The organism is Bradyrhizobium sp. BR 1432 (assembly GCF_051547705.1).
GTDB lineage: Bacteria > Pseudomonadota > Alphaproteobacteria > Rhizobiales > Xanthobacteraceae > Bradyrhizobium > Bradyrhizobium zhanjiangense.
In genome coordinates, this window is sequence record NZ_JBPUGF010000003.1 from 7,257,479 (window position 1) to 7,279,735 (window position 22,257).

19 protein-coding genes and 3 pseudogenes are annotated in these 22,257 nt (G+C 64.6%); 10 read left to right on the plus strand and 12 right to left on the minus strand.

Going from position 1 to position 22,257, the window contains the following annotated elements; all coding sequences use genetic code 11:
- Positions 1–58: 58 nt before the first annotated feature.
- Both ACSKB8_RS35330 and ACSKB8_RS35335 read left to right on the plus strand, forming a co-directional pair.
- A complete protein-coding gene (locus ACSKB8_RS35330) occupies positions 59–541 on the plus strand; it encodes a (2Fe-2S)-binding protein (RefSeq protein WP_438109121.1) in 483 nt (160 codons plus the stop codon).
- Positions 541–4,071, plus strand: coding sequence for a molybdopterin cofactor-binding domain-containing protein (locus ACSKB8_RS35335; protein WP_438109123.1), 3,531 nt, complete (start codon positions 541–543; stop codon positions 4,069–4,071). Before ACSKB8_RS35330 ends, ACSKB8_RS35335 begins: the two co-directional genes overlap by 1 nt.
- Here ACSKB8_RS35335 and ACSKB8_RS35340 read toward each other — a convergent pair.
- Positions 4,068–5,037: pseudogene (locus tag ACSKB8_RS35340) on the minus strand (catechol 2,3-dioxygenase). The gene ACSKB8_RS35335 and the pseudogene ACSKB8_RS35340 overlap by 4 nt on opposite strands.
- Positions 5,038–5,501: 464 nt before the next feature.
- Between ACSKB8_RS35340 and ACSKB8_RS35345 the strand changes: the two are divergent.
- Positions 5,502–7,241, plus strand: coding sequence for an ATP-binding protein (locus ACSKB8_RS35345; RefSeq protein WP_164939471.1), 1,740 nt, complete (start codon positions 5,502–5,504; stop codon positions 7,239–7,241).
- Between the two features lie 331 nt (positions 7,242–7,572).
- On the plus strand, positions 7,573–8,058 hold the full coding sequence (locus tag ACSKB8_RS35350; protein ID WP_438109125.1) for an MgtC/SapB family protein: 486 nt from the start codon (positions 7,573–7,575) through the stop codon (positions 8,056–8,058).
- A 47-nt stretch (positions 8,059–8,105) separates the two neighbouring features.
- On the opposite strand, the gene ACSKB8_RS35355 is transcribed toward ACSKB8_RS35350, so the two are convergent.
- The 3 genes from ACSKB8_RS35355 to ACSKB8_RS35365 form a co-directional block, all read right to left on the minus strand.
- A complete protein-coding gene (locus ACSKB8_RS35355) occupies positions 8,106–8,273 on the minus strand; it encodes a hypothetical protein (protein WP_165405372.1) in 168 nt (55 codons plus the stop codon).
- A 244-nt stretch (positions 8,274–8,517) separates the two neighbouring features.
- Positions 8,518–8,661: a hypothetical protein gene (locus ACSKB8_RS35360; protein ID WP_164934455.1), complete on the minus strand. Its 144-nt coding sequence runs from the start codon at positions 8,659–8,661 to the stop codon at positions 8,518–8,520.
- A gap of 143 nt (positions 8,662–8,804) precedes the next feature.
- A complete protein-coding gene (locus tag ACSKB8_RS35365) occupies positions 8,805–9,428 on the minus strand; it encodes a ParB-like protein (protein WP_091888661.1) in 624 nt (207 codons plus the stop codon).
- Between the two features lie 310 nt (positions 9,429–9,738).
- Here ACSKB8_RS35365 and ACSKB8_RS35370 point away from each other — a divergent pair, with 310 nt between their 5' ends.
- The 6 genes from ACSKB8_RS35370 (at position 9,739) to ACSKB8_RS35395 (ending at position 14,487) form a co-directional block, all read left to right on the plus strand.
- Positions 9,739–10,077 carry a hypothetical protein gene (locus ACSKB8_RS35370; protein WP_091888663.1) on the plus strand — a complete coding sequence of 113 codons (339 nt, stop codon included), beginning with the start codon at positions 9,739–9,741 and terminating at the stop codon, positions 10,075–10,077.
- Between the two features lie 203 nt (positions 10,078–10,280).
- Positions 10,281–10,568 carry an acyl carrier protein gene (locus ACSKB8_RS35375; protein WP_007592476.1) on the plus strand — a complete coding sequence of 96 codons (288 nt, stop codon included), beginning with the start codon at positions 10,281–10,283 and terminating at the stop codon, positions 10,566–10,568.
- A 10-nt stretch (positions 10,569–10,578) separates the two neighbouring features.
- Positions 10,579–11,049, plus strand: a complete 471-nt coding sequence (locus tag ACSKB8_RS35380) for a 3-hydroxyacyl-ACP dehydratase FabZ family protein (protein WP_091888665.1) — start codon at positions 10,579–10,581, stop codon at positions 11,047–11,049.
- On the plus strand, positions 11,046–12,251 hold the full coding sequence (locus ACSKB8_RS35385) for a beta-ketoacyl-ACP synthase (protein WP_438109130.1): 1,206 nt from the start codon (positions 11,046–11,048) through the stop codon (positions 12,249–12,251). The genes ACSKB8_RS35380 and ACSKB8_RS35385 overlap by 4 nt, the downstream gene beginning before the upstream one ends.
- A gap of 17 nt (positions 12,252–12,268) precedes the next feature.
- A complete protein-coding gene (locus ACSKB8_RS35390) occupies positions 12,269–13,546 on the plus strand; it encodes a beta-ketoacyl-ACP synthase (protein ID WP_128934463.1) in 1,278 nt (425 codons plus the stop codon).
- An 8-nt stretch (positions 13,547–13,554) separates the two neighbouring features.
- Positions 13,555–14,487: a lipid A biosynthesis lauroyl acyltransferase gene (locus ACSKB8_RS35395; protein ID WP_438109132.1), complete on the plus strand. Its 933-nt coding sequence runs from the start codon at positions 13,555–13,557 to the stop codon at positions 14,485–14,487.
- A gap of 9 nt (positions 14,488–14,496) precedes the next feature.
- Here the strand turns inward: ACSKB8_RS35395 and ACSKB8_RS35400 are convergent, their stop codons facing one another.
- From ACSKB8_RS35400 to ACSKB8_RS35435, 8 genes and pseudogenes are all read right to left on the minus strand, one after another.
- Positions 14,497–14,706 carry a DUF5615 family PIN-like protein gene (locus ACSKB8_RS35400; protein WP_438109134.1) on the minus strand — a complete coding sequence of 70 codons (210 nt, stop codon included), beginning with the start codon at positions 14,704–14,706 and terminating at the stop codon, positions 14,497–14,499.
- A 100-nt stretch (positions 14,707–14,806) separates the two neighbouring features.
- A pseudogene (locus ACSKB8_RS35405) lies at positions 14,807–14,854 on the minus strand (hypothetical protein); the annotation flags it as partial.
- Between the two features lies 1 nt (position 14,855).
- On the minus strand, positions 14,856–15,086 hold the full coding sequence (locus ACSKB8_RS35410) for a DUF433 domain-containing protein (RefSeq protein WP_091888676.1): 231 nt from the start codon (positions 15,084–15,086) through the stop codon (positions 14,856–14,858).
- 82 nt (positions 15,087–15,168) lie between these two features.
- A complete protein-coding gene (locus ACSKB8_RS35415) occupies positions 15,169–16,281 on the minus strand; it encodes a polyamine ABC transporter substrate-binding protein (protein WP_438109136.1) in 1,113 nt (370 codons plus the stop codon).
- A 7-nt stretch (positions 16,282–16,288) separates the two neighbouring features.
- The gene (locus ACSKB8_RS35420) at positions 16,289–17,467 is read right to left on the minus strand and encodes an aminotransferase (RefSeq protein ID WP_438109138.1); all 1,179 of its coding nucleotides are present in this window, start codon (positions 17,465–17,467) and stop codon (positions 16,289–16,291) included.
- A gap of 8 nt (positions 17,468–17,475) precedes the next feature.
- The gene (locus ACSKB8_RS35425) at positions 17,476–17,802 is read right to left on the minus strand and encodes a rhodanese-like domain-containing protein (RefSeq protein WP_027571677.1); all 327 of its coding nucleotides are present in this window, start codon (positions 17,800–17,802) and stop codon (positions 17,476–17,478) included.
- A gap of 324 nt (positions 17,803–18,126) precedes the next feature.
- Positions 18,127–20,055 carry a potassium transporter Kup gene (locus ACSKB8_RS35430; RefSeq protein ID WP_438109140.1) on the minus strand — a complete coding sequence of 643 codons (1,929 nt, stop codon included), beginning with the start codon at positions 20,053–20,055 and terminating at the stop codon, positions 18,127–18,129.
- A gap of 139 nt (positions 20,056–20,194) precedes the next feature.
- Positions 20,195–22,094: pseudogene (locus ACSKB8_RS35435) on the minus strand (potassium transporter Kup).
- Between the last annotated feature and the right edge of the window lie 163 nt (positions 22,095–22,257).

Consider the following 22,257-nt stretch of genomic DNA (forward strand, 5'->3'; position numbering starts at 1 on the left):
GTACAAACGGTATCGTCGCGACTTACAAATCGCGTGATGACAGGGCTTGGGAACGAGGATGACGCAGACACCGATCCGCCTCACCGTAAACGGCAGGATCCACGAGGTCACTGCGGCGCGAGACACGCCTCTGCTCTACGTGCTGCGCAACGACCTCGCACTCAACGGGCCGAAATATGGCTGCGGCCTCGGTGAATGCGGCACCTGTACTGTCCTGATCGACGGGGCCGCGGCGCGATCCTGCGTGATTCCCGTGAGCGGCTGCGCCGGCCGCGACATCGTGACGCTCGAAGGCCTCGGTACGCGCGACAGGCCTGATGTCGTGCAACAGGCCTTCATCGACGAGCAGGCCGCGCAATGCGGCTATTGCCTCAACGGCATGATCATGACCACCAAAGCGCTGCTCGCGATCAATCCGCGTCCGACCGAACAGGAGGCGCTGGCGGCGCTGCGCTACAATCTCTGCCGCTGCGGCACGCATGTCGAAATCCTGCGCGCCGTGATGCGCGCCTCCGGCCAGCTCACCGAGGCCGTTGATTGATGGCCTCCCCGCATCCGAACGGAACTGAGCGGCCATCCGGTTCGCTCGTCGTCATCAGCACCGTGGACGAGGTCACAACCGAGACCTATGTCCGCATCACCGCCGACGGCGCGGTCACTGCCTATAACGGCCATGTCGATCTCGGCACCGGCATCCGCACTGCGCTGGGCCAGATCGTTGCCGAGGAGCTGGATGTATCCTTTGCGCGCGTCGTCGTCGTGCTCGGCGATACCGCATTGGTGCCGAACCAGGGCGCGACGATCGCGAGCGAGACGATCCAGATCACGGCCGTGCCCTTGCGCAAGGCCGCAGCCCAGGCGCGCCACTTCTTGATCGCACGCGCGGCCGAGCGGCTCGAACTGCCGGCGGCCGACCTTAGGATCGACGACGGTCTCGTCCGGGGCCCCGACAATCGCAGCGTCAGCTATGGCGAACTGATCGGCGACGAGACGATCAGCCTCGAGCTTGCCGACGTCGTCGCGGTCAAGGCGGCCAGCGATTATGCCATCGTCGGCCAGTCGATGCCGCGGGTCGACGTGCCGGCCAAGGCCACGGGCGAGCTGACTTTCGTGCACGACGTCCGGGTATCAGGCATGCTCCACGGCCGCGTGGTGCGTCCGCCCTATGCCGGCGTCGATGCCGGTCCGTTCGTCGGCACCAGCCTGATCGCGGTGGACGAATCCTCCGTGCGCGACATTCCCGGCCTGGTGGCCGTGGTGCGGATCGGCGATTTCGTCGGCGTGGTCGCCGAGCGCGAGGAGAACGCGATCCGTGCGGCAGAGCAGCTCAAGGTGAGCTGGAAGCCGACGCCTGCGCTGACCGATCTCGCCGATGTCGAGACCGCGCTGCGCGCCAATCCATCGACGCCGCGCACGCTGATCGACAAGGGCGACGTCGATGCGGCAATATCAGGCGCGGCCAAGCCGATGCAGCGCACTTATGTCTGGCCATATCAGATGCACGCCTCGATCGGTCCGTCCTGCGCGGTCGCCGACTTCCAGGACGGCAACATCCGCGTCTGGTCCGGCACGCAGAACCCGCACGTGCTGCGCAGCGATCTGGCGCTGCTGATCGAGCGTCCCGAGAGCGAGATCGAGGTCGTCAGGCTCGAGGCCGCCGGCTGCTACGGCCGCAACTGTGCCGACGACGTCACGGCCGACGCGCTGCTGCTGTCGCGCGCGGTCGGCCGGCCCGTGCGCGTGCAATTGACGCGCGAGCAGGAGCACGCCTGGGAGCCCAAGGGCACCGCGCAGCTGATTGATGTCAATGGCGGCCTCGACGCGGACGGCGGCGTTGCTGCCTACGATCTCGCCACGCGTTATCCGTCGAATGCGGCGCCGACGCTGGCGCTGCTGCTGACGGGCCGCATCTCGCCCGAGCCTGCCGTGCTCCAGATGGGCGATCGCACCGCGATCCCGCCTTACGACTACGACAACATGCGTGTGGTCGCCCACGACATGCCGCCGATCGTGCGCGCGTCCTGGTTCCGCGGCGTCTCGGCGCTGCCGAACACCTTTGCGCATGAATCCGACATCGACGAGGCCGCGACCGAGGCTGGCGTCGACCCGATCGACTATCGCCTGCGCTACCTGAAGGAGCAGCGCGCGATCGATCTCGTCAATGCGGTCGCCGAGCGCGCTGGCTGGACGCCGCGACCGGTCCGCGAGGAGAAAGACGGCGAGGTCGTGCACGGGCGTGGCTTTGCCTATGCGCTCTATGTCCACAGCAAGTTCCCCGGCTATGGCGCTGCGTGGTCGGCCTGGGTCGCCGACGTCGCGGTGAACAAGACCACCGGCGACGTCAGCGTCACGCGCGTGGTCGCCGGGCAGGATTCCGGCTTGATGATCAATCCGGACGGCGTGCGCCACCAGATCCACGGCAACGTCATCCAGTCCACCAGCCGCGCGCTGATGGAGGAGGTCTCGTTCGAGCGCGGCACGGTGGCGGCGCGCGAATGGGGCGCCTATCCGATCATCCCCTTCCCCGACATGCCCAAGATCGACGTGCTGATGCTGCCGCGTCAGGACCAGCCGCCGCTCGGCGTCGGCGAGTCCGCATCGGTGCCGAGCGCGGCGGCGATCGCCAACGCGATCTTCGATGCCACCGGCGTACGCTTTCGCGAGCCGCCATTCACGCCGGAGCGCATTCTCAGGGGATTGCACGGCGATGCTGCGGCCACGCCGCAGGCCCTGCCCGCGCCTGCCACCCCGCCGCCATCACGCATCTGGGAGAACCCGTTCGCCAAACGCGCCGGCATCTTCGCGGCGATTGCGGCGGTCTGCACCGCTGCGATCGGCATCGGCGCGGCGCTTCTGCCGGGGCGCGCAATTCCCCCGATCGCCCGGCCCGACGCATCGGTCTATTCCGCAGCGACGATCGCGCGCGGCGAGCAGCTTGCAGCGCTCGGCAACTGCGCGGAGTGCCACACCAGTCTCACGGGCGTGCTCAATGCGGGCGGCCGCGCGCTGGAAACGCCGTTCGGCACGATCTACTCGACCAACATCACGCCCGATGTCGAGACCGGCATCGGCGCCTGGTCCTACCCCGCCTTCGAGCGCGCGATGCGCGACGGGCTGCATCGCGACGGACGGCAGCTCTATCCTGCCTTCCCCTACACGCATTTTTCGAAGACCAGCGAGGCCGACCTGCAGGCGCTCTATGCCTACCTGATGGCGCAGCCAGCGGTGCGCGCGACACAGCCTGCGAACACGCTAACCTTCCCTTTCAATCTTCGGCCGCTGCTCGCGGGATGGAACGCGCTGTTTCATGAGGCGGGTGAATTCAAGCCCGATCCCGTGAAGTCGGAGCTTTGGAATCGCGGCGCCTATCTGGTCGAAAGCCTCGGCCATTGCAGCGCCTGCCATTCGCCGCGCAATGCGCTCGCTGCCGAGCAGCGCGGGGCCTATCTCGCCGGCGGCTTTGCCGAGGGCTGGGAAGCGCCGGCGCTGACCTCGCTCTCCCGCGCACCGATCCCGTGGAGCGAGGACGAGCTGTTCGCGTATTTGCGCACCGGCCATTCCCGCTATCATGGCGTCGCGGCCGGCCCAATGGCGCCGATCGTCCGGGACCTCAAGGCCCTGCCCGACCAGGACCTCCGCGCAATGGCGGTCTATCTCAATTCGTTCAATGACACCGCGAGTGACAGACAAACCCAAGACGCGCTCGCGACGAAACTCGAGAACGCGACGCAAGTCATCGTCGCCGCGTCCACCGGCGCGCGGCTCTATCAGGGCGCCTGCGCCGTCTGCCACGAGGTCGGCGGCCTGCCGCTGTTTGGCACCCGGCCCCCGCTCGCGCTCAACAGCAATCTGCACAGCGAATCGCCGGACAATCTCGTGCAGGTCATCCTGCACGGCATCACCGAACCCGTCTCCAGCGATCTCGGCTACATGCCCGCCTTCAAGGGCAGCATGAGCGACGCGCAGGTCGAGGAGCTCGTCGCCTTCCTGCGCAAGCAGTTCGCGCCGGACAAGCCGGCGTGGACGGGCGTGCGCGAGACGATCGCGCGCGCACGCGCATCCGCAAATTAGCCGTGCTTCTTGATCTCCACCTGCGGCGTGCCGTGGATGTGGAATGACTTCGATCGTCTTCAGGCCCCAGGCCTGGCCCTTCTTGCGCTCCTCCTCGGTCCACACGATCGGCTTCCAGTCCGGCGCGAGGATGAGACGTGCGCCAGCATTGGCGACCTCGACGCGGTTGCCGCCGGGTTCGTAGACATAGAGGAAGAAAGTCTGCTGGATCGCGTGCTTGTGCGGGCCGGTCTCGATATGCACGCCGTTCTCCAGGAAGATATCTGCCGCGCGAAGAATCTCCTCGCGGCTGTCGAGCGCGTAGGTGACGTGGTGGAATCGGCCGGGCGTGCCTGAATGATCGAGTGAATAGGCGAAGTCGTAGCTCTTGTTCGACATCGTCAGCCACATTGCGGCTTCACGGCCGTCGTTGAGCACGATCTGCTCGGTGAGACGGCAGCCGAGATAATTCTCGAAGAACTCGCGGTTGGCCTTGATGTCGACGGCGAGGCAGTTGAGATGGTCGAGCCGGCGGACGTTGACGCCGCGCGCCGGAAAACGCTGGGCCTGGTTCTTCAATGCGGGCTTCAGCTCCGGCGGCGCCTGGTACCATTCGGTCTCGTAATAGAGCTCGACGATGTGACCATCGGGATCGCGGCAGCGGAAGGTCGGCCCCTGCCCCATGTCGCCATCGATCCAGCCGATGTCGAAGCCGGAGCCCTTCAACGCGGCGACGCGGCGCTCCAGCGCCTGCTGGCTGCGCGCGCGCAGCGCCATGTGCTCCATGCCCGACGTCTTCGACGCCGTGAGCTTGAGCGAATAGCGCTCGTAATCGTCCCAGCCGCGCAAATAGACCGACTCGCCTTTCTGCCCGCTGACGGTCATGCCCATGACATCGACGAAGAACTTCAGGCTTTCGTCAGGCTTGGGCGTCAAGAGCTCCATGTGGCCGAGATGGGCGAGATCGAGGATCGGTTCGGGCTGCATGCTTTCCTCCAAACGTGGCCGCCAAGCGTGGCTACGATCAAGCGTGGCTGCGATCCGCGGGACCGGATCACGCAATCGGGCGCGGGACGCAAATCGGCGCGCGGGGGCGCTGTGGGACGCGGCCCATTTGTACTAATGTACAAATGATTAGGTCTCGTCAACAAATCTAAGTCGTCACCCGAACCGGATGACCCGACTTGCAGGATGACAATTGTTCCCCGCGCGTCGCGCCTGATGCCCGAATGGTAAAATATTCCCTAAGACCGCCGCGCCACCCCAACGGAACGTAAAAATTGCAGCATTTTTCCCGACGATTCCGCCCATAACTATGTATTGGCGACACGGCTCCCGACCGAATTACGGCGGATTTAACGAAGCGGCCGGGCCTGCGGCTTAACCGTTTGTGCAGCGACGGCCGCGCATAGTCCGGATCAAATCCCTTGCTCTTGCCAGGTTCATTGATCGTGACATCCTTTGGACGCGTGATTTCGGTTCGCGGATCGCTCGCCCGGGTCGGGCTTCTGGCGGAAGGCCGGATGCCGATCTCGGAGGTTCGGGCGACCGTCGGCCGTTTCGTCAGTATCCGCTGCGCCAGCTCGGTCATCGTCGCGATGATCACCGAGGTCTCCTGCGAAAACCTGTCGAGCACCGACAATTACATCGCGATCGCCTCGGTCGACCTGCTCGGCGAGATCCTCAACGCCGCCGACAAGGCCAAATTCCAGCGCGGCGTGACCAACTATCCGACCATCGGCGATGCCGTTGACCTGATCACGAGCCAGGAGCTGCGCACGATCTATGCTCCGACCGGGTCGGACCAGATCAATGTCGGCTTCCTTCAGCAGGACCGCTCGGTCGTCGCCTATGTCGACGTCGAGGAAATGCTGTCCAAGCACTTCGCGGTGCTGGGATCGACCGGCGTCGGCAAATCGACCGGCGTCTCGCTCCTGCTCAACGAGATCCTGAAGGCGCGCCCGAACCTGCGCATCTTCCTGCTCGACGTGCACAACGAATATGGCCGCTGCTTCGGCGATCGCGCGCTGGTGCTCAACCCACGAAACCTGAAGCTGCCGTTCTGGCTGTTCAACTTCGAGGAAATCGTCGACGTGCTGTTCGGCGGCCGCGCCGGCGTGCCCGAGGAGCTCGACATCCTCGCCGAGGTGATCCCGCTCGCCAAGGGCGTCTACACCCAGTACCAGAACGCCGACCGCATCGGTCTCAAGCGCATCGATCCCAAGCAGATCGGCTACACCGTCGACACGCCGGTGCCCTATCGCCTGGTCGACCTGCTGTCGCTGATCGACGAACGCATGGGCAAGCTCGAGAACCGCTCCTCGCGCATCATCTATCACAAGCTGATCTCGCGCATTGAGGCCGTCCGCAACGACCCGCGCTACGCCTTCATGTTCGACAACGCCAATGTCGGCGGTGACACCATGGCGGAGGTGATCAGCCATCTGTTCCGCCTGCCGGCTAACGGCAAGCCGATGACGGTGATGCAGCTCGCCGGCTTCCCGGCCGAGGTGATCGATTCCGTCGTCTCGGTGCTGTGCCGTATGGCCTTCGACTTCGGCCTGTGGAGCGACGGCGTCTCGCCGCTGCTGTTCGTCTGCGAGGAAGCGCATCGCTACGCCTCCGCCGACCGCAACATCGGCTTCGGCCCGACCCGCAAGGCGGTGTCGCGCATCGCCAAGGAGGGGCGCAAATACGGCGTCTATCTCGGCCTCATCACGCAGCGCCCCGCAGAGCTCGACGCCACCATCATCTCCCAGTGCAATACGCTGTTCACGATGCGTCTTGCCAACGATCGCGACCAGGCGCTGCTGCGCGCCGCCGTGTCAGACGCGGCCGCGAACCTCCTGTCCTTCGTGCCCTCGCTCGGCACCCGCGAGGTGCTGGCGTTCGGCGAAGGCGTCGCGCTGCCGACGCGGCTGCGTTTCAAGGAGGTGCCGCCGCACCAATTGCCGCGCGGCGAAGCCACCATCAGCAGCGTGCCCTCGGTCACCTCCGGTCACGACATGCATTTCGTCAGCGCCGTGCTCGAACGCTGGCGCGGCGCCACCTCGCAGCGCGACGTTCCGAACGATCCGGTTTTCGCGGCACCGCCTGCCAAGACGATGTCCAGCCTCGAGGCCCCGATGCTGCAACCCTCGATGGGGCTCGATCCCGACCGCTTCTCGCTGCTGAAGAAGCCGTTGCGGTAAGGCCGCGCTCGCGCTTCAAGCACACTGCCATGCCCCGCGACCCGGCTACGCCAAGGCTTCGCCGAGGTTGTGGTCTAGGGGCGCCGAAGCTTTAGCGTAGGCGGCAGGCGGGGCATCCCGTACGCCGCAGCTTCTCGGTTCAATCACACCCGCCTCTGGAATACTGGATCGCCCGATTAAATCGAGCGATGACAGCCAGGATGTGGCACGTTGAGACGGCCGCCCGCATCGATTATGTTTGCCGGACCAAGCCGCGCTGTCGACCCGGCTGGCGAATTTCACGGGCATGCGACCGAACGGGGACGACTGCCGAAGAAGTGATCGACCGGCTATGACCGAACTCGACTGGCCCGAAATCCTGCTGCGTCTCGGCAGCGCCACGCTCGCCGGCGGCGCGATCGGCCTGAACCGCGATCTGCAGGGCAAGCCGATCGGGCTGAAGACGCTCGGCATCGTCGGGCTCTCCACCGCGGCCGTCGTGCTGCTCGCCGTCGAGTTCGCCGAGCCCGGCAGCATCAACGATGCGGCAAGTCGGGTGATCCAGGGCATCCTGACGGGGATCGGCTTCCTCGGTGCCGGCGTCATTGTCCACGAGAGCAAAGGTTTTCGCGTGAGCGGCCTGACCAGTGCGGCCTGTACGTTCCTTGCCGCCTGCCTCGGCATTATCTGCGGCGCCGGACAATGGAAGATCGTCGCAGCCGCGCTGGCGCTCGCCTTCGTTCTGCTGACGGTCGGCCGCCCCGTCGAGAGCTGGCTGCACCGGATCCTCGGTGGCAAGGACGAGTTCGCACGAAGCGGCCTCAGAGCAGGGGCCTGAACGCAGCGCTTAGGCGGCTCCGGCTAACCTCGCACTCTCCGCGCCGCTCAGGTCTTGCGCCGCAGGCTCCAGAGACTCCCGGCGAGCAGGACGGCGGTCACGAGCAGGATGGCGACGAAGGTCTGGATGATGGTGAAGTTCAGCGCATCCCGCGCGACGAACAGCGCGGTGATGGCTCCGGCCAGAACAAACAGAATGCGAAGGATCAGGCTCATCGCCGCGTCTCCGGGTCGGCATGATCCGGAGCCCACTAGCCTTCCGCATTGGACACAATGCGTGTTCGCCCCTCATGCATCGTGACCCTAGCGGCCTGCGCCAGACAGGATTTGCGACATATCAAGGACCCGCGCGCCATCAGGACGCAGGACCTGAGAACCCGCGGATGCGGCTCACCGGCGCGCGAGGCCCGAAGTGATCGCGCGACCGATGCGTTGCGTGCGGCTGCGAAGCGCTATGCCGCTAGTGCTTTGCCATCAACTCGAGTGCCGGAGCAAAGCGCTCGGCGAACGTCAATGTCTTGGCGTGGTGAACTGCGGCAAACGAGGCCGAAACCCCTGCTGACGCGAGGGCGAGCAAGGCAACAGCGAAAAACAGACGGCGCATTCCTGCCTCCTGTGTGAGCCCGATCACCCCAAAGGATGGGACGGCTCTGTTTCAGGAGCGCTTCATGCGGGCGGAAAATGATTTCGCTCAAGAGGCTGTGATGAGGTCCGGATTGCGGTACCGCATGCGGTACAGATGCGCCCCTAATCATCGTCCGCCGGCCCACACCAGCCGGGCAGATAGATCGCATCCTTGCTTCTCGCCGAGGACAGGGCCTTCTCGAGCGCCTTGTCGAAATCGGCATCGATCACCTTGCGCGAGAGTTTTCGGCGCAGATAGTCGGCCCACAGGAATTCGGAGAACGGCGTCGTATCCTTGGCGAAGCCGCCGATGCGGCGGAGCTCGCCGGCGAGGCTGCGGAAGGGGTCATCCTTGAGGTCGGCCACCGATTTCGGCAGGTCGCGGAACGGCCGCCTTTCGCCCTTGGCGTCATAGGGATAGACCCAGCGCTTGTTGTCCATGACGCCCCAGAAGGCCTCGCGCTCGACCATTCTGAGGTCGCCAACGATGGTCACCAGCACGTCCTTGACGCCCTCGTCATGCAGCGCGCGGCCGAGATGATGATGGTCGATCACGTAATAGCGCAGGTCCGGACCGTAGACGACGGGGATCATGTGCTTGCCGAGCAGGTCGGCCTGCTTGTTGCTGTCGCGCTGGCGCCAGCGCTTGCGCTTCTCCTTGACCTCTCGCATGCCGACCGTCATCTGCGTCGGCCGAAGCGACAGGATCGGGACCGGATGCACTCTCGGCTCGCGCGTATTGGTCATGGTCGAACGGTCCCTTGCAATTGGTGGAAACAGGTTCCCTGGACTATGCCATGGTCCGAGGGGAGGCAAAATGCGTTGGGCTGCAGGCCGAGATCACAAGCCGATGTGGACGGGAAATGCCGGCGCGAGCTTCCCAGCCGTTGTTGCAACGCAATCCGCGCATTCCTGACCGCGTCGCGGCCGGCTGTTTGACAGCGCCTATGCAGAATAGTGCGAACAGGAAATGCAGCTACGCGTTGAGAAGATTTTCTGCAACAGGTTCGTCGCGTGTGCTATCTAAAAATCGCTGCTTCGGAGTGATCCCCGCCCCATGACAACCCAGCGGCCCATAAGCTCTGATGACGAGCACCGGGTGCTCCAGTTCAGGCCGCGCACCTCGCCTTCCCCGGTGGTTCGCCGGGGCAACGGCACCGTGCAGCAATTGCGCGCACCCGAGCCACTCGACCTGACGCGCTACGAGCAGCCTCGCACCGAACCGGACGATTTCCGCCACCGCATGCTCGCCAATATCGCGGCGCTCGCCTTCACCATCGCGCTGACCGCGATCGGAATCTGGCTCGCCGTGAGCATCGCGGACCTGCGCCGGACCCAGGATTGCGTGCTGATGGGCCGCCGCGACTGCGTCAAGATCACGACGCCGCATATTTAGCCCCGGCGGACGGGCTATGGCGGGCATCCCCAGCCCTGGTCTGCTCGCCGGCCCGGCTCCATTGAACTCAGGGCGGCGCTCCGATATACGGGCTTTCGACCCGGCCAGAGGGGGGTTTGAGGGCGTCATCAGGGGCGCGATGCCCACCCACCGCGCCACTCTGGAAATCTGACAAATACATGCAATATATCAAAGGCTTAGTGATGTCTTCCACATTCGATCAGGTCGCCACGATCATCGCTGAAACCTGCGACATCCCGCGCGACACGATCACGCCGGATAGTCATGCCATCGATGATCTCGGCATCGACAGCCTCGATTTCCTTGATATCGCCTTCGCAATCGACAAGCAGTTCGGCATCAAGCTGCCGCTGGAAAAGTGGACCCAGGAGGTCAACGACGGCAAGGCGACCACTGAGCAGTATTTCGTGCTGAAGAACCTGTGCGCGCGGATCGACGAGCTCGTCGCGGCCAAGGGCGCGAGCGCCTAAGCGCGCGGCCATGCAACTCGAATACTTCCACATGATCGATCGTATCGTCGACCTCAAGGTCGACGAAAAGACGATCGTCGTCGAGGCCCAAGTCCCGAAGGAGAGCACCGTCTTCGAGGGGCACTTCCCAGGTTATCCCTTGATGCCCGGCGTGCTCCTGATCGAATCGATGGCGCAAGCCTCCGGCTGGCTTCAGCTCGGCGTGTTCAAGTTCGAGCGCATGCCGATCCTGGCCGCCGTGAAGGAGGCCAAGGTCCGCGGTTCGGTCTACCCGGGCGATCTCATGAGCATCGAAGCGAGCCTTACCCATGAAGGCTCGGGCTATGCCATGACCGAAGCCAAGATCAGGGTCGGCGGCAAGCTGCGCGCAAACTCGGCACTCACCTTCACACTGATCCCCTTCCCCAATGCGGATATGCGCGGCTACATGGACGCGTTCGCCAAGCGCATCGGCTTTCCGCAACAGACTGTATCGCCATGACTGAGACTGCTTCGAAGCCCGCCCAGACGGAAGTCTGGATCACCGGCATTGGCCTTGCCACCTCGCTCGGCGAAGGGCTCGACGCCAACTGGGCCGCGCTCCAGGAGAAGCGCATCAATGTCGACGAGAAGGGCTTTGCGCCCTACATCGTGCATCCCTTGATGCCGGTCTCTTTCGACAGCCAGATTCCGAAGAAGGGCGACCAGCGCCAGATGGAAGCCTGGCAGCGTATCGGCACCTATGCCGCGGGCCTTGCGCTCGATTCCGCCGGGATCAAGGGCAACAAGGACATCCTGTCGAAGATCGACATGGTGATCGCCGCCGGCGGCGGCGAGCGCGACCTCAACGTCGACACCGGCGTGCTCACGGCCGAGGCCAAGGGCGCCAACGCGCCCGGCTTCCTCAACGAGCGGCTGATGAGCGATCTGCGCCCCACCCTGTTCCTGGCCCAGCTTTCCAACCTACTCGCCGGCAACATCGCCATCGTCCATGGTCTCGGCGGCACCTCGCGCACCTTCATGGGTGAAGAGGTCGCCGGCGCCGACGCCGCCCGCATTGCGCTCGCGCGCATTGCCTCGGGCGAGAGCGACATCGCGCTGGTCGGCGGCTCGCACAATGGCGAGCGCAAGGACCTGCTGGTCCTCTACGAATTCGGCGACTTCAACCTGAAGGACAAGTTCGCTCCGGTGTGGGCGCGCAAGGACCATCCCGGCTTCGCGCTCGGTTCGGCCGGCGCCTTCCTGGTGCTGGAATCGCGGGCGCATGCAGAGGCGCGCGGCGCCAAGCCGTTCGCGAAGCTGTCGAGCGTCGTTGCCGACCTCGCCCGGCGCAAGCAGGGTGGCGACATGACTGCGACGCTGGAGAAGCTTTGGGAAAAGCTGCCCAAGCGCGCGGGCAAGGGCGCGATCATATCGGGCGCGACCGGCGCCGAGCCCGCGACCTCGGAAGAGCGCAGCTTCCTGAAGAGCCATGCCGATCTCCCGGTGCGCTCGACCGGCACGATGTTCGGCCACACCATGGAAACGCAATTCCCGCTCGGCATTGCCCTCGCCGCACTGTCGATCTCGCGCGGCGCGCTGTTCCCGCCGAATGATTCGACGGGGACCGAGATTGAAATGCAGGGCGCACCCACCCAGATCGTGGTGGTAGGGGCCGGACACTGGCGCGGCGAAGGCATGGCGCTGGTCGAGGCAGTGAGCTAGCTGAATCGGGGATCGACATGACTGCACCACGCGACAAATTCGGGCGTCCCGTCGTCGTCGTCACCGGCATGGGCATCATGACCTCGCTCGGCGCCGGCAAGGCCGACAATTGGGCGAAGCTGGTCGCCGGCGAATCCGGTATTCGCACCATCACGCGCTTTCCGATCGACGGCCTCAGGACCACGATGGCCGGTACGGTGGATTTCGTCAGCGTCGATCCGTTCTCCTCCACCGCGCTCTCGGAGCGGATGGCCGAGCTGGTGACGGAGGAAGCGCTCGAGCAGGCCGGCATCGGCGCCAAGGCGGATTTCCCTGGTCCCCTCTTCCTCGCGGTTGCACCGGTCGAGGTCGAATGGCCGCAGCGTCGCGAACTCGGTCGCGCCGTCGGCCAGCTCGACATCACCTATGACGATCTGCTGCGCATTTCCGGCGGCGGCAAGTACAGCGCCTACCATCATCGCTTCATGTTCGGCTCTGTCGCCGCGCATCTCGCCGAGACGTTCGGCACCAAGGGCTCGCCGATCTCGCTGTCGACGGCCTGCGCCTCGGGCGCGACCTCGATCCAGCTCGGCGTCGAGGCGATCCGCCGCGGCGAGACAGACGCCGCGCTGTGCGTCGCGACCGACGGCACCGTGAACCCGGAAGCGCTGGTGCGCTTCTCGCTGCTTTCGGCGCTGTCGACCCAGAACGATCCGCCGCAGGCGGCCTCCCGCCCCTTCTCCAAGAACCGCGATGGTTTTGTGATGGCCGAAGGCGCCGGCGCGCTGGTGCTCGAAAGCTACGAGGCGGCGACTGCGCGCGGCGCAAAGATCCTCGGCGTGATCGCCGGCTGCGGCGAGCTCACCGATTCCTTCCATCGCACCCGCTCCTCGCCCGATGGCAAGCCGATCATCGGCTGCATGAACAAGACGCTGGCCGATGCCGGCATGACGCCGGACCAGATCGACCACATCAACGCGCACGGCACCTCGACACCCGAAAACGACAAGATGGAGTTCAACACGACATCGGCGGTGTTCGGCGAGCTCGCGCAGAAGATTCCGGTCACCTCCAACAAATCGATGGTCGGCCACACGATCTCGGCTGCCGGCGCGGTCGAGGCGATCTTCTCGCTGCTCACGCTCGAGCACCAGCGCATCCCGCCGACGATCAACTACGAGACCCCGGATCCCACGATCCTGTTCAACGTCGTCGGCAACAAGGCGCGCGATGCCCGCGTCACTGCGGTGATGTCGAACTCGTTCGGCTTCGGCGGCCAGAACGCCTCGCTGATCCTGACTCGCGAACCGGCCTGACCGGACGCATGGCGCTGCTGACTGCGAGGACGAAAGCCCGCGCGCGGGAGGCTGCCAAATCGATCGGAGGCAGCCTGATCGGCGCCGCCACGGTCGGCCTGCTGCGCACCACGCGCTATTTCGATCCGGTCAAGACCTCGGATTTTTTCGCACGCGTCGTAAAGCTGATCGGGCCGCGCCTGCGTGAGCATCGCATCGGCCGCGCCAACCTCACCGCGGCCTTCCCCGAGAAGTCGCCGGAAGAGATCGAAAACATCCTGATGGGCGTGTGGGACAATCTCGGCCGCGTCGGCGCCGAGTTCGCCCATATCGACCATGTCTGGGATTATGACCGCGATCACCCGGAAAAGAGCCGGATCGAATTGTCGCCGCGCAGCATCGAGTTGTTCGACCAGATCCGCGACGACGGCAAGCCTGCGCTGATCTTCGCCGCGCATCTCGCCAACTGGGAATTGCCGGCGCTCGCCGCCGTCGCGCATGGGCTGGATACCGCGATCCTCTATCGCCGGCCGAACATCGCCGCTGCCGACCGCATCATCCAGGAGATGCGTCAGGTCAACATGGGCACGCTGATCCCTGCGGGGCGCGACGCGCCGCTTCGCCTTGCGCAGGCGCTGAAGGACGGCAAGCACGTCGCCATGCTGATCGACCAGTACCTCACCGCCGGCGTCGAGGTCACCTTCTTCGGGCGCAAGACCCGCGCCAACCCGATGCTGGCCCGCCTGCTGCGCCAGATCGAATGCCCGATCCACGGCGTCCGCATCATACGCCTGCCTGGTGGCCGCTTTCGCGGCGAGCTGACCGAGGAGATCAAACCGGTCCGCGATGCCGACGGCAAGATCGACATCCAGGGTACGACGCAGGCGATCACGAGCGTCGTGGAAAGCTGGGTGCGCGAGCATCCCGAGCAGTGGCTGTGGTTGCATAGAAGGTGGCGGTAGGCGCGGACGTTACTTGGCAAGAGGTCGCATTCGGACTCGACCGGGCTCGATCACCGAGAAATGTCCCGCCCAATCGTCACGACCCAAGACCAGATCGGCGATCACTTTGCCGATCCGCCCAGGAGCAGGCGGAGGAACACGCAAGAGCACGATGCCGCATGTGGAGGGAAGCGAAGACGCTTTCGCCAGCTCCCCAAAATCCTTGTCGAAGGTGAGCAAGATTCGTCTTTCTTTCGACGCTTGCGCCAACACTTCGTGGTCGCTGGCTGCCGGGTGCAGACGTCCTGATCCAGACGACATCATGACCAGACGCACGAAGTGCGGCTACTGCGGAACCAGGAAAATTCTCATCGGCCAGGAAGCGCATCTCAGGCAGCGCTTGGATGAACCCTTTCGACACTCAGCGAATCGCGTGCGTAAGCCAGGCACGCAAGAATGTCGTCGCGTGAAATGCCGGGGTAATTGGCCAAGATGTCGGCCTCGCTCCAGCCGTCCGCCATCAACCCAATGATGAACTCCACCGCAATGCGCGTCCCGGTGATCACCGGCTTGCCGGCAAGCACATCAGGCGCAAGCGAGATGCGAGGATGATCCGTCATTGCTCAAGGCCTAGTCTGTTCAGCTGAGGCAGATAATACACCAATTCGGGCGGGATAGCGAATTTGGAACCTGCCTTTCGATCTACCTTCCCGTCTTCACCTTGGTCCAGAGCCTATTGATGATGCGCTGGGTCGCCGGCTCGCGCGCCGTGATGACGAACAGTTTTGCGAGCGTCGCCTCGTCCGGATAGATGTTCTTGTCGTTCAGGATATTCGGATCGACCAGCTTCTGGCTGGCGAGGTTACCGTTGGCGTAGGACAAAAAGTCCGAGTTCTTGGCGGCGACGTCGGGCCGGTAGAGATAGTTGATCAGCTCGTAGGCCTCATTGACGTTCTTGGCATCGGCGGGGATCGCAAGATTGTCGAAAAACATCTGCGCGCCCTCTTTGGGAATCGCGTAGCCGATCTCGATGCCGCTCTTGGCTTCCGCAGCGCGGGCGCGAGCCTGCATGATGTCGCCGGACCAGCCGACCACGAAGCAGATCTCGCCAGTCGCGAGCGCGCTCAGATATTCGGAGGAGTGGAACTTGCGCACGGACGGGCGGACCTTGGCGACGGCGTCGGCGGCCTTCTCGAGGTCGGCCTGCTTGGTCGAGTTCGGATCGAGCCCGAGATAGTTTAGCGCCGCCGGAAAGATGTCGTCGGCGGAGTCGAGCATGTGCACGCCGCAGTCTCTGAATTTTGCCAGGTTCTCTGGCTTGAACACGATGTCCCAGCTGTCGATCTTCGCGTCCGGTCCCAGGATCTGCTTCACCTTGGCGACGTTGTAGCCGATGCCCGTCGTGCCCCACATGTAGTTGGCGGCGTAGACATTGCCGGGATCGTAGGTCGCAAGATGCTTGGTCACCATCGGCCAGGCATTGGCGAGGTTCGGCAGCTTCGACTTGTCGAGCTTCTGGAAGATGTTGGCCTTGATCTGGCGCTGCAGGAAATAGGCGGTGGGCACCACGACGTCGTAGCCGGACTTGCCGGCCATCAGGCGTGTCTCCAGCGTCTCGTTGGCATCGAAGGTGTCGTAGACCACCTTGATGCCTGTCTCCTTGGTGAAGGCCTCAAGGACATCCGGCGCCATGTAGTTGGACCAGTTGTAGAAGTTGACGACCCGCTCCTCGGCCTTGGCGGGAGCGGAGAGCAACGTCAGCGCTGCGGCGATTGCAAGACCGAGGCAAAGCCTGGAGCGGCCGACGTTTGTCATCTCAAATCTACCTCTTGCGGCCGCGCACCGCGTCCGACAGCCGCTCCAGTGCGGTGTCGAGGGTCTCGTCCTTCTTGGCAAAACAGAAGCGGACCACTGATGTCACCGGGTCCTGCTCGTAGAAGGCCGAGACCGGGATCGCCGCCACCTTGTAATCCCTGACGATCCGCCAGCAGAACTCGGTGTCGCTCTCGTTGAGTCCGAGCGGCGACAGGTCGACGGTGAGGAAGTAGGTGCCTTGCGACTTCAGCACGGGGAAGCCGAGGCTCTCCAGCCCCCTGGTCAGACGGTCCCTGCTCCGCGTCAAATCCTTGCGCATCGACAGGAAGTAGTCGTCGGATTTGCCGAGGCCGTAGGCGACGGCGGCCTGCAGGTTCGGCGCGGTGGTGAAGGTCAGGAACTGGTGCACCTTGGCAGCAACGCGCAACAGCGGCGGCGCGGCGCAGACGAAGCCGATCTTCCAACCCGTGAGCGAGAAGATCTTGCCGGCCGAGCCGACCTTGATGGTGCGCTCGCGCATGCCGGGGATGGTGATCAGCGGAATGTGCTTGTGCTCGTCGAAGGTGACGTGCTCCCAGACCTCGTCGCAGATCGCGATGACGTCGAATTCCTGGCAGTAGCGCGCCAGCAGCTCGAGGTCCTCGCGCGGATACACAACCGCCGAGGGATTCAAGGGGTTGTTGAACAGCACCGCCTTGGTCTTTGAATTGAAGACGCTTTTCAGCATGTCCTCATTCAACCGCCAATGCGGCGGCTCGAGGCGGACGAGGCGCGGAATGCCGCCGGCCTGGCGGATGATCGGCAAATAGGAATCATAGACCGGCTGGAAGCAGACCACCTCGTCGCCGGGCTGGACCACCGCGAGAATCGCCGAGGTCAGCGCCTCGGTGCCGCCGGAGGTCACCATCACCTCGCTCATCGGATCGAGCTTGAGCCCGTGCCAATGGCCGTAATGGGTCGCGATCGCCTGGCGCAGCTCCGGCAGGCCCATCATCGAGGGGTATTGGTTGTAGCCGTTCAGCGAGGCCTCGGCCGCGGCGCGGCGGATGTCCTCGGGGCCGGGATCGTCGGGAAAGCCCTGGCCGAGATTGATGGCGGCATTGTCGCGCGCAGCCTGCGACATCGCCTCGAAGATGGTGACGGGAAGGTCGGCGAAGACCTTGTTCAGGGAAGAGCCTTTGGACATCGGGTGGGTCAGCCACCGACCTTGCTGGGAAGACCGGCCGCCTTCCAGCCCAGCATGCCGCCGGCCAGATGCTTGTCGTAAGGCAGGCCCGCCGCCTGCGCGGCCAGCGAGGCTGTCACCGAGCGCTTGCCCGAGCGGCAGGCGAACACGACCTCCTTGCCTTGGGGATCAGGGATCGCCTTGGGATCGAAGGTCGAGAGCGGAACCACGACGCCATAGGGATAGGCTTCGGCCTGAACCTCGTTCGGCTCACGGACATCGACAAGCAGATAGCGCCCTTCCGCGACACCTTTGGAGACCTCGTCCGGGGTCAGATCCTGTACCTGATTTGCCACATCATCCTCCAACGTCGCAGGCATATGCCGGGGCGCCCCCGGCCGGCGGGCAACCTCGCCTCTCGGGACGCGAAAATCAAGCGCTACAAAGGCTTGAGCCACGCGGCGCAAGTTAAAGCTAAATCGCAGCGACTTGAAGTGCAGGTTTCAGATGCCTGAAACTCCTGCTTCAACTCCCGCCACGCATTCGGTGTCATTCCCCGCGAAGGCGGGGAATCCAGTACGCCGCGGCTCCTCGGTTCTAGCCGCACCGTCTCTGGAATACTGGATCGCCCGGTCCAGTGCGCAAGTGCGCACAAGGCCGGGCGACGACAGCGATGGGAGCTAGATCGTCACCTGCGTGCCGACCTCGACCACGCGGCCTGAGGGGATCTGGAAATAGTCGGTGGCATCGTTCGCCGAGCGGCTCAGCGAGATGAACAGCCGGTCCTGCCAGCGCGGCATGCCGGAATGCGCGGCGGGCTTCAGCGCCCTGCGCGACAGGAAGAACGAGGTCGACATGATGTCGAACTGCCAGCCGAGCTTGCGCGCGATCGCCAGCGCCTTGGGCACGTTGGGCGATTCCATGAAGCCGAACTTCAGCGTCACCTTGGTGAAGGTCGGTGAGATCTGCTCCAGCCTCACCCGCTCGGTCGGGTCGATGCGCGGGGTCTGCGCGGTCTCGATGGTGAGAATGACGTTCTTCTCGTGCAGCACCTTGTAGTGCTTCAGACTATGCATCAGCGCGGTCGGCGCGCTGAGCGGGTCCGAGGTCAGGAACACGGCGGTGCCGGGCACGCGCTGGGGCGGTCGCTTCTCCAGCATTGCCACGAGGTCGGCGAGCGGGAACTCGAGCTTGCGCGACTTATCGAACAAGAGCCGGCTGCCGCGCCGCCACGTATACATCAGGAGGATCATGAGCGCGCCGAGCGCCAGGGGCACCCAGCCGCCTTCGAAGACCTTGAGCAAGTTCGCGGCGAGGAAGGTCAGGTCGAGGAATAGGAACGGCACAATCAGGGCGGCGGCCGCGACCGGCGACCACCGCCAGACCTTCCAGATCACGACAAAGCCCATCATCGCCGTGACCACCATGGTGCCGGTGACGGAGATGCCGTAGGCCGACGCCAGCGCGCTGGAGGAGCGGAACAGCAGCACCAGCAGCACCACCGCGACTAGCAGCAACTGGTTGATGCGCGGGATGAAGATCTGGCCGGAATGGGCTTCCGACGTATGGCGAATTTCGAAGCGTGGCAGCAGCCCGAGCTGGATCGCCTGGCGCGTCAGCGAATAGGCACCGGTGATCACCGCCTGGCTCGCGATCACCGTCGCCATGGTGGCCAGCACAACCATGCTGCCGCGGAAAAAGCCTTGCGGAAACAGCTGGAAGAACGGGCTCACGATCGCGCCGGGATCGCCGAGCACGAGAGCGCCCTGCCCCAGATAATTCAGCGCCAGCGATGGCAGCACGATCGACAGCCAAGCGGTCTGGATCGGCCGCTTGCCGAAATGACCAAGGTCGGCATAGAGCGCCTCGGCGCCGGTCACAGCCAGAAACACCGCACCCAGCGTGATGAAGCCGATGATGCCATGGTGCAGCATGAATGACACGGCGTAGAGGGGGTTCAACGCGAGCAGCACCTGCGGCTGCTGGATAATCGGATGGATCGCCGCCGCCGCGAGGACTGCGAACCAGACGCACATGATCGGCCCGAAGAAGGCCGCAACGCGCGCCGTGCCGCGTGACTGCACGGCGAACAGACAAACCAGGATAAGGACGGTCAGCGGAACGATGTAAGGCTCGAACGTCAAGGTGACGTCCTTCATGCCTTCGATCGCCGACAGAACCGAGAGCGCCGGTGTGATCACGGCATCGCCGTAGAACAGCGCGCCGGAGATGATGCCGAGCAGGACGATGGTCGCCCCGCCCGTGCCGACCGCGCGCTGGGCCAGTGCCATCAGTGCGAGCGTGCCGCCCTCGCCATTGTTGTCGGCGCGGAGCAGGATCACGACGTATTTGAGTGTCACCACGACGATGAGCGCCCACAGGATCAGCGAGAGCACGCCGAGCACGGCGGCCTGCGTCGGCAACCCGTCTGCGCCTGAGGCGGCCATCACCGCCTCGCGGAATGCGTAGAGCGGGCTGGTGCCGATATCGCCATAGACGACGCCGATGCTGCCAAGCGTCAGCGCACCGAATCCGGCTGTGGTGTGGGCGTCGCCATGCCCGTTGGCCGCCGCCGTCTCCGGGGCGGGAACTGCTACGTCACTGGTCATGGGAGAGCCCGATGGCCTCAAAATGCTTCACTGCACAACGGCGGAAGAGCGCGCGGGCTTATAGTCCTGCGCTGCCAGCATAGCCTAGCCCGATTCTGGGCCCTTACCATGCAAATTAGCATAGGTCCGCCAATTGCGGTCAAATGGTGACTTGGGTGCCGACTTCAACCACCCGCCCGGTGGGAATCTGGAAATAGTCGGTAGCGTCATTGGCGGACCGGCTCAGCGCAATGAAGAGATGGTCCTGCCAGAGCGGCATGCCCGATTGCGCCGAGGCCTTCAGCGACCTCCGCGACACGAAGAACGACGTCGACATGATGTCGAACTGCCAACCCTGCTTGCGCGCAATCGCGAGCGCCTTGGGCACGTTCGGCTGCTCCATGAAGCCGAAGCGCAGGCGGACCTTCGAGAATTTGTCGCTGATCTTCTCCATGCGGAACCGCTCCGACAGGTCGACCCGCGGCGTATGCGCGGTCTCGATGGTCAGGATCACGTTGTGCTCGTGCAGCACCTTATTGTGCTTGAGATTGTGCAGCAGCGCGGTCGGGACGAACGAGGGATCGCTGGTCAGGAACACCGCGGTGCCCTTGACGATGTGCGGCGGCCGCTTCTCCAGGCTCCGGATCAGATCGTCCAGCGGCACCTCGATCCGGCGCGTCTTCTGGATCAGGATTCCCGAGCCGCGCCGCCAGGTCCAGATCGTCCCCGCCATGAGCACGCCGAACAGCAGCGGCACCCAGGCGCCTTCGAGCAGCTTGAGCAGGTTGGCGCTGAAGAAGCTCATATCGACGACGACGAAGGGCACGATGACGGCAGCGGCGGTGGCGGCGCGCCAGTTCCACAATTTCCAGATCACGACGAAGCCCATGATGCCGTCGGCGACCATGGTGGTGGAGACCGCGATGCCATAGGCCGAAGCCAGATTGCTGGGGGTGTGGAACAGCAGCACCAGCAGCATCACGCCGATCAGCAGCAACCGGTTCACGCGCGGCAGATAGATCTGGCCAGCGTGAGTTCTCGGAGGTGTAGCGCACCTCGAAGCGTGGCAGCAGGCCAAGCTGCACCGCCTGATAGACCAGCGAATAGGCGCCGGTAATCACCGCCTGGCTCGCGATCACCGTGGCGGCGGTCGCAAGCCCGACCAGCGGCAGCACCAGACCTTCAGGCACCATGCGGTAGAAGGAATGCTCGATCGCGCTGGGATCGGACAGCACCAACGCGCCCTGCCCGAAATAGTTGATCAAGAGCGCGGGCAGCACGAAGAACATCCAGGCCGACTGGATCGGCTTGCGGCCGAAATGACCGAGATCGGCATAGAGCGCCTCGCCGCCGGTCACCGCCAGGAACACGGCGCCGAGGGTCACAAGGCCAATCGTGCCGTGCGACAGCAGGAATTGTAGCGCGTAGTAGGGATTGATCGCCGCAAGCACCGAGGGATCGTCGGCGATGTGGACGGCGCCCATCACCGCAAGGCAGGTGAACCAGACCACCATCACCGGCCCGAAGGCGGAGGCCACCAGCGCCGTCCCCTTGCTCTGGACCGCGAACAGCAGCGCCAGGATGAGAACGGTGAGCGGCACGACATAGTGCTCGAACGCGGGGGTTGCGAGCTTGAGGCCTTCGACCGCCGACAGCACCGAAATCGCCGGCGTGATCATGGAATCGCCGATGAACATGGAGGCGCCGACCACGCCGAGCGCGAGCAGGAACCAGCTCCGCCACCCTAGCGCGCGCTGGCCGAGCGCCATCAGCGAGAGCGTGCCGCCCTCCCCGTTGTTGTCGGCGCGCAGCAGCAGCAGGACATATTTGGCAGTGACGACAATCAGGAGCGCCCACAGGATCAGCGAGAGTACGCCGAGCACCATGACCCGTGAGACCGGCTCGCCATGCGCCGCGCCCCTGACGGCCTCGTGGAATGCGTAGAGCGGCGAGGTGCCGATGTCGCCGAAGACGACGCCGATGCTCCCGAGCGTGAGGGACCAAAAGCCCGCGGTGACCGGCCCTTCCTGGGTCTCAGTCGATGTGATGCTCGCCGTCATGAGGGTGGAAAACGCTTCGTCCCTGAATTTGATCCGGCGCCTTTTGACGCTTCCGGCGCGCCTGTCAATCGGCACCCCACCTTAGCAGGTTAGCAGGCGCCGAGGCGGATGCTGTGACGGCGCGGCCACGCCGTCACCTGCGCGACGACATGCCTCAGGTAAG

What these genes read in the sequence shown, in the direction of transcription:
- ACSKB8_RS35330 (WP_438109121.1), top strand. Translation starts at nt 59, where the DNA reads ATGACGCAGACACCGATCCGCCTCACCGTAAACGGCAGGATCCACGAG.
- ACSKB8_RS35335 (WP_438109123.1), top strand. Translation starts at nt 541, where the DNA reads ATGGCCTCCCCGCATCCGAACGGAACTGAGCGGCCATCCGGTTCGCTC.
- ACSKB8_RS35350 (WP_438109125.1), top strand. Translation starts at nt 7,573, where the DNA reads ATGACCGAACTCGACTGGCCCGAAATCCTGCTGCGTCTCGGCAGCGCC.
- ACSKB8_RS35355 (WP_165405372.1), bottom strand. Translation starts at nt 8,273, where the DNA reads ATGAGCCTGATCCTTCGCATTCTGTTTGTTCTGGCCGGAGCCATCACC.
- ACSKB8_RS35360 (WP_164934455.1), bottom strand. Translation starts at nt 8,661, where the DNA reads ATGCGCCGTCTGTTTTTCGCTGTTGCCTTGCTCGCCCTCGCGTCAGCA.
- ACSKB8_RS35365 (WP_091888661.1), bottom strand. Translation starts at nt 9,428, where the DNA reads ATGACCAATACGCGCGAGCCGAGAGTGCATCCGGTCCCGATCCTGTCG.
- ACSKB8_RS35370 (WP_091888663.1), top strand. Translation starts at nt 9,739, where the DNA reads ATGACAACCCAGCGGCCCATAAGCTCTGATGACGAGCACCGGGTGCTC.
- ACSKB8_RS35375 (WP_007592476.1), top strand. Translation starts at nt 10,281, where the DNA reads ATGTCTTCCACATTCGATCAGGTCGCCACGATCATCGCTGAAACCTGC.
- ACSKB8_RS35380 (WP_091888665.1), top strand. Translation starts at nt 10,579, where the DNA reads ATGCAACTCGAATACTTCCACATGATCGATCGTATCGTCGACCTCAAG.
- ACSKB8_RS35385 (WP_438109130.1), top strand. Translation starts at nt 11,046, where the DNA reads ATGACTGAGACTGCTTCGAAGCCCGCCCAGACGGAAGTCTGGATCACC.
- ACSKB8_RS35390 (WP_128934463.1), top strand. Translation starts at nt 12,269, where the DNA reads ATGACTGCACCACGCGACAAATTCGGGCGTCCCGTCGTCGTCGTCACC.
- ACSKB8_RS35395 (WP_438109132.1), top strand. Translation starts at nt 13,555, where the DNA reads ATGGCGCTGCTGACTGCGAGGACGAAAGCCCGCGCGCGGGAGGCTGCC.
- ACSKB8_RS35410 (WP_091888676.1), bottom strand. Translation starts at nt 15,086, where the DNA reads ATGACGGATCATCCTCGCATCTCGCTTGCGCCTGATGTGCTTGCCGGC.
- ACSKB8_RS35415 (WP_438109136.1), bottom strand. Translation starts at nt 16,281, where the DNA reads ATGACAAACGTCGGCCGCTCCAGGCTTTGCCTCGGTCTTGCAATCGCC.
- ACSKB8_RS35420 (WP_438109138.1), bottom strand. Translation starts at nt 17,467, where the DNA reads ATGTCCAAAGGCTCTTCCCTGAACAAGGTCTTCGCCGACCTTCCCGTC.
- ACSKB8_RS35430 (WP_438109140.1), bottom strand. Translation starts at nt 20,055, where the DNA reads ATGACCAGTGACGTAGCAGTTCCCGCCCCGGAGACGGCGGCGGCCAAC.